At 47.9% G+C, this 5008-nt stretch carries 7 protein-coding genes; all 7 read left to right on the top strand.

Features of this window, described 5'->3' with window-relative positions:
• Positions 1-309, top strand: a 309-nt coding sequence (locus tag MJZ25_16280) for an ABC transporter ATP-binding protein (protein ID MCQ2125733.1), incomplete at its 5' end; no start/stop codon positions are given.
• A gap of 2 nt (positions 310-311) precedes the next feature.
• Positions 312-1025, top strand: coding sequence for an urea ABC transporter ATP-binding subunit UrtE (urtE, locus tag MJZ25_16275; protein ID MCQ2125732.1), 714 nt, complete (start codon positions 312-314; stop codon positions 1023-1025).
• Between the two features lie 2 nt (positions 1026-1027).
• Positions 1028-1708, top strand: a complete 681-nt coding sequence (gene ureA, locus MJZ25_16270; GenBank protein MCQ2125731.1) for an urease subunit gamma — start codon at positions 1028-1030, stop codon at positions 1706-1708.
• A 1-nt stretch (position 1709) separates the two neighbouring features.
• Positions 1710-3422 carry an urease subunit alpha gene (ureC, locus tag MJZ25_16265; protein ID MCQ2125730.1) on the top strand — a complete coding sequence of 571 codons (1713 nt, stop codon included), beginning with the start codon at positions 1710-1712 and terminating at the stop codon, positions 3420-3422.
• Positions 3423-3446: 24 nt separating this feature from the next.
• Positions 3447-3941 (top strand): urease accessory protein UreE, encoded by a 495-nt coding sequence (locus MJZ25_16260; GenBank protein ID MCQ2125729.1) that lies wholly within the window; start codon positions 3447-3449, stop codon positions 3939-3941.
• 8 nt (positions 3942-3949) lie between these two features.
• On the top strand, positions 3950-4642 hold the full coding sequence (locus tag MJZ25_16255) for a hypothetical protein (protein ID MCQ2125728.1): 693 nt from the start codon (positions 3950-3952) through the stop codon (positions 4640-4642).
• A gap of 10 nt (positions 4643-4652) precedes the next feature.
• Positions 4653-5008: urease accessory protein UreG (gene ureG / locus MJZ25_16250; GenBank protein ID MCQ2125727.1), on the top strand; the 356-nt coding region annotated here is incomplete at its 3' end.

Raw genomic sequence — 5008 nt, 5'->3', positions numbered from 1 at the left:
TTGGCTCACGGCGAAAAGCAATGGCTCGAAATCGCAATGCAGCTGGTGCAAAAGCCGGAAGTCATTATGCTGGATGAACCTGCCGCCGGCATGGGCAAGCCAGAAACATTTAAAACCGGAGAAATCCTGAAAGAAATCAAGAAGGATTGTACCGTCATCGTTATTGAACACGATATGGATTTCGTGAAGCAGGTTGCCGACAAGGTGACAGTCCTTCATGAAGGAAAAATTCTGATGGAAGGCAGCGTAACGGAAGTTCTTGCCGATCCTACCGTGCAGAAAGTTTACCTGGGTCGTGGTGGAGAATAATTATGCTTTATTTGAAAAACATGGATTCCTATTATGGCGAAAGCCGCGTCATTGAAGGTTTGAGTCTGGATATCCCCAAGGGAAAAATCGTAAGCCTCATCGGTCGAAACGGCGTTGGAAAAAGCACCACACTAAAGAGCATTATGGGGCTAGTAAAGACGGGCCCCGAAACATCTCTTGTTTTTGACGGAAAGGAAATCGCAAAACTTCCCGCCTACGAACGTGTACGCTGCGGCATTGGCTACGTCCCGCAAGGTCGAGATATTTTCCCGCAGATGACTGTCCAGGAAAATCTGGAATTGGGCATACAGCCCATTCTTGGCCGTGGAGAAAAGGTGGGTAAGAACAAGATTCCCGAATATCTCTACGACCTGTTTCCTATCCTGCCCAAATTCGCCAAACGCCGCGGTGGCGACCTTTCCGGCGGTCAGCAACAGCAACTTGCCATCGCACGCGCCCTGGTGCAGGACCCCAAAATTTTGATTCTTGACGAACCTACCGAAGGTATCCAGCCATCCATCATTAACGACATTGGTCGCGCCATCCGTAAGATTAACGAATGGAAGGGCATTACCGTATTGCTGGTGGAACAGTATCTGGATTTCGTTATGGAAAACAGCCACTACATCAACATCATGGAAAAGGGTAACATCATTTTCCACAGGGAAACATCCCTTTGTGACAAGGCTGAAGTCCAAAAATTGATGACGGATTAATTATGCATTTAACTCCTAGAGAAACTGAAAAGTTGATGCTGCACTATGCAGGCATTGTGGCAAGTGAAAGACTGCAACGCGGACTGAAACTGAATTATCCGGAAGCCATCGCCTACATTTCCAGCAAGTTATTGGAATTGGCTCGAGATGGCAAGACCGTTGCAGAATTGATGTCCGAGGGTCGAAAGATGCTGACTGCCGAACAGGTGATGGACGGCGTCGCAGAAATGATTCACGAAGTCCAGCTGGAAGCCACATTCCCTGACGGAACAAAGCTGGTTACCGTACACGATCCAATTCCTGCTACTGGGAAATTGATTCCTGGCGAAGTTCTCGTGGAGGAAGGCTTCATCGAACTGAATGTAGGCAAGAGAACACTTACTCTAGATGTTACCAATACAGCAGACCGTCCTGTTCAAGTAGGTTCTCATTTCCATTTCTTTGAAGTCAACAAAAAACTGGATTTCAATCGCATGGCAGCCTATGGCATGCGTCTTGATGTACCCGCGGGAACTGCAGTGCGCTTTGAGCCCGGCGAAACAAAGACCGTAAACTTAGTTGAAATCGGTGGTAGCCGCGAAGGTCATGGATTGAACGGTCTAGTAGAAGGCCCTATGGATGATGAATCCATAAAAACGGCTGCATTTGGCAGAGCATCAACCTCTGGTTTTACGGGAGCTTAACATGTACAAGATTTCCAGAAAAGATTACGCTCAAATGTATGGCCCCACCGTAGGCGACCGCATCCGTCTTGCAGATACCTCCCTTATTGTAGAAGTAGAAAAAGATTATTGTGTTTACGGTGACGAAGCCAAATTCGGTGGCGGAAAATCATTGCGAGATGGCATGGGCCAGGCAGCGCCCTTTAAGGATGACGAATGCCTAGACACTGTCATTACAAGCGCGCTTGTCATTGATGCAACTGGAATTTTCAAGGCCGACATAGGCATTAAGGACGGAAAAATTGCTGGCATCGGAAAAGCCGGCAACCCCCACATGATGGATGGCGTTACCCCAGGCATGATCATCGGCAGTTCCACCGAAGCCATTGCTGGCGAAGGCCTGATCTTGACTGCCGGCGGTATCGACACCCACATTCACTTTATCTCTCCCACACAAGTTCGTACAGCTCTTTATAGCGGCGTCACCACCATGATTGGTGGCGGCACAGGCCCTGCTGACGGAACCAACGCTACCACTTGTACGCCCGGCGCATTCAACATTCACAAGATGCTGGAAGCTGCAGAAGATTTGCCTGTCAACTTAGCCTTCCTCGGCAAGGGAAATGGCTCCTGTGCAGAAACCTTGAGAGAACAGGTGCGTGCAGGAGCTGCAGGCCTGAAACTTCACGAAGACTGGGGTTCCACTCCCAAGGCTATTGACACTTGCCTAGGCGTCGCGGATGAATTCGACGTCCAGGTTTCCATCCACACGGATACATTAAACGAAGGCGGCTTCGTAGAAGATACCATCTCAGCCTTTAAGGGACGCACCATCCACACCTACCATACGGAAGGTGCTGGCGGTGGACACGCTCCCGACATCATTCGCGCAGCCGCCTTCAAAAATGTCTTGCCTTCTTCAACAAATCCGACAATGCCCTTCACCAGAAATACCATTGACGAGCATCTGGACATGTTGATGGTATGCCACCATCTGGACAAGAACAATAAAGAAGATGTGGCTTTTGCGGATTCAAGAATTCGTCCGGAAACCATCGCCGCCGAAGACATCCTTCACGACATGGGAATTTTCTCCATGATGAGTTCTGATTCTCAGGCCATGGGCCGCGTAGGTGAAGTGATCACCCGCACTTGGCAAACCGCAGACAAAATGAAAAAACAACGCGGCACTCTCGAAACAGACTGCGAACGCAACGACAACAATCGCATCAAGCGTTACATTGCCAAGTATACCATCAACCCGGCCATTACCCACGGCATTTCAAAGTACGTTGGTTCTGTAGAGGTTGGCAAAATCGCAGACCTTGTCCTTTGGCGTCCCGACATGTTCGGAGCCAAGCCCGAAATGATTCTGAAAAACGGTTTTATTTGCGCATCCAAAATGGGCGATGCCAATGCCAGCATTCCCACCCCAGAGCCAGTTGTGTATACCGATATGTTCGGTGCTCACGGCAAGGCTTTGGCAAAAACCTGCATCACCTTCGTTTCGGAATACGCTTTTGCAAATGGCATCAAGGAAGAACTGGGCCTCGAAAGAATGGTCCTCCCCGTAAGCAACTGTCGAAACATCGGCAAGAAGGACATGGTTCACAACGACCGCATCGCAAAGCTGGAAGTAGATCCTGAAACCTACACTGTAAAGGTGGATGGTGAACGAATCACCTGCGAAGCCGCCACAGAACTTTCTCTTGCAAGAAGGTACTTCCTTTTCTAAAAAGCAATCTGCAAGGAGTCAAAAATGATTGCCGATAAAATTCTCGGAAACATCCATCACGGAAACGAAGTTCCTTCCAAGACCGTGGTAGACATTCCATTCGAATGGTTTGAACTAGACAAGCATCGTATTTTTAAAGTTACCGATGACGGAACCGAATTGGGAATTCAGATTGAGGAATCCCTTTCTGATGGCGATGTTCTCGCCGTCAGTCCCGATAAAATTTACGCTGTAAAGATCAACAAGACAAAACTGGTTCGCATTCCCGTCAAGACTATGGAAGAAATGGGACGCCTTGGATTTGAATTGGGTAACAGGCATCTTTCCCTGCAAATTACAGAAAAGGATGTCACCATTCCTTATGACGAGCCCACCTTCGAATACCTAGTCCGTTTGGGATTTCTCCCTCAGATTGTAGAAGATGTTTTTTCTGACTACATCGTCTGCAAGGCTCACGGCGCAAGTAACGGGCACCCCCATAGCCACGAGCATGGCCATCATCACGAGCACCATCATTAGTACTAAATATGCTAGCCACTCTCCGGATGATTCAGGTTTGCGACAGCCTCTTTCCCATTGGAGCATTTACCCTCTCCAATGGTCTTGAGACTTTAATTGCTAACAAGACCATCACAAATGGAGACGCCCTCCAGGAATATGCTTCTAGTTTTTTGAATGTACTCCCCTACAATGATTTAGGAGTCATGATTCTCAGCTTCGACCACGCCGACGACATGAGTTTCATTAAAAATCTAGACAGTTTCTCCATGGCCCTAAAGGCTCCAGAAGAAGTTCGCACAGGTTCCAAAAAACTCTGCAGCAGATTTTTAAAAATCTATGGCGAATTTGAAGGTGCAAAAAACAACTGCTTTCCATCTCTGGACTTTTATCGAGATGAAGTTTTAAAAAATGGCTCTTGCATCGGAAACCACGCCATTGCAATCGGACTCTTCGCAAACGACATCGGTTTAAACAAGGAAGAAGCCGCAAGCATTTACACCTACAGCTTGCTAAACGCCATTGTCACAAACGGCGTCAAGATGATTCCCCTAAGTCAAATGGTCGGTCAAAAGATTTTAAGCAAATCCCAAAAGAAAATCATCCAAGCCGTTCAGCGGGCCTGCACGCTGGACATGGATGACTTGGGCGTAGGTGGAACTGGCATAGATATTGCGGGAATGAAACACGAAGAACTTTATTCCCGACTTTATATGAGTTAATGAGCAAAATATGAGTTATGTAAAAATTGGCGTAGGCGGTCCCGTTGGATCTGGAAAAACCGCATTGATTGAAAGACTTACCCGCAAGATGAGTAAGGAATACAGCATCTGCGTAGTAACCAACGATATTTACACCAAGGAAGATGCCGAATTTTTAATCAAGAATTCAGCCCTGCCTCCCGAAAGAATTGTCGGCGTAGAAACTGGAGGATGCCCCCATACCGCCATTCGTGAAGACTGTTCCATGAACCTGGAAGCAGTAGACGAAATGGCCCGCAAGTTTCCAGATGTCCAGATTATTTTTATTGAAAGCGGCGGAGACAACCTGTCGGCCACCTTCAGCCCCGACCTGGCCGACGCAAGCAT

The sequence above is a fragment of the Fibrobacter sp. genome (assembly GCA_024399065.1).
GTDB lineage: Bacteria > Fibrobacterota > Fibrobacteria > Fibrobacterales > Fibrobacteraceae > Fibrobacter.
Note: the sequence above shows the minus strand (reverse complement) of the source record. Positions and strands in the feature narration are given on the sequence as shown.